2 protein-coding genes are annotated in these 908 nt (G+C 43.4%); one reads left to right on the top strand and one right to left on the bottom strand.

The window, feature by feature from the left end; genetic code table 11:
* The coding region (locus ACYVTD_RS14260; protein WP_461248385.1) for a hypothetical protein at positions 1 to 356 on the bottom strand (356 nt) is incomplete at its 3' end.
* Positions 357 to 377: 21 nt separating this feature from the next.
* Here ACYVTD_RS14260 and ACYVTD_RS14255 point away from each other — a divergent pair.
* Positions 378 to 908, top strand: a 531-nt coding sequence (locus tag ACYVTD_RS14255) for a hypothetical protein (protein WP_461248384.1), incomplete at its 3' end; no start/stop codon positions are given.

Raw genomic sequence — 908 nt, 5'->3', positions numbered from 1 at the left:
TCAACCGCGGCAAGATAGATCGCCTGATCGTCGTTGTTTTTTACGGCGGTTTTTAGGCGGTCTACCGCGGAATTGATATCCGCAAGGTATTGCGTTCCCTCGGGGCGGTGTATTTGATACAGATCGCCGATAGGGGAGGCGAAAAAATTGTTAAGGGTAAGGCAAAAATCGTCAATACGGTCCTCAAGTCCTGAGGCGGAAGAATCAAAATCTTTTTTTATATCGAGCCATTGCCCTGAAATGGAAGAAATTGACTGATGAGACCGGTTATCGCCGCAACTTGCAAGCAAATTTGCCGCGATTAATAACACTAAGTATAGCGATGTTCCATGCCGCCGCTTGAAAAAATCACGCATTTATTGCATGATAAAGCATATATGAAGAGAGTTCAACTCATAAAAATTATCGTTCTCTGCATAGTATCCGCCGTATTTAACGAGGTGCTTTCGTATTTTGTTTTTAATGTGGCAAAGCTTCCTTTATATCTGGACACCGTTTTTACTGTAGCCGTATGTTTCAGCGTGGGTCTTGCGGCGGGTCTTCTGGCAGGAGCGCTTTACTATCTTTGCAGCACTTTTGTGTCCATTTGTTTTTTTAATCTTTCTTTTTCTAATGTCGCGCCAGGTTGTTTTATGTATATTTGCATAGTTGTCGAAGTGCTGTTGGTTTGTTTTTTACACGGTAAAATGAAAAAGAGGGAGGAGGTTTTTCTTCAGCGTCCTTCCCTGCAATTATTTATCGACATTACCCCCCTTCTTCTTGGGCTTGTAGCGCTTGATTGCGTCGCCATAAGCATAACAGGCGGCGTAATTGACTTTATCATTACGTCATTTTCCATGCCCCGCTTCCAGTATCCCGAAGATTCATTTAAAATCGGCCTATTACGCAACAACGTCCCGCTTCTAGCG

This window comes from Treponema sp. R6D11, from assembly GCF_054786075.1.
This window is presented reverse-complemented; position numbering and strand designations above follow the sequence as displayed.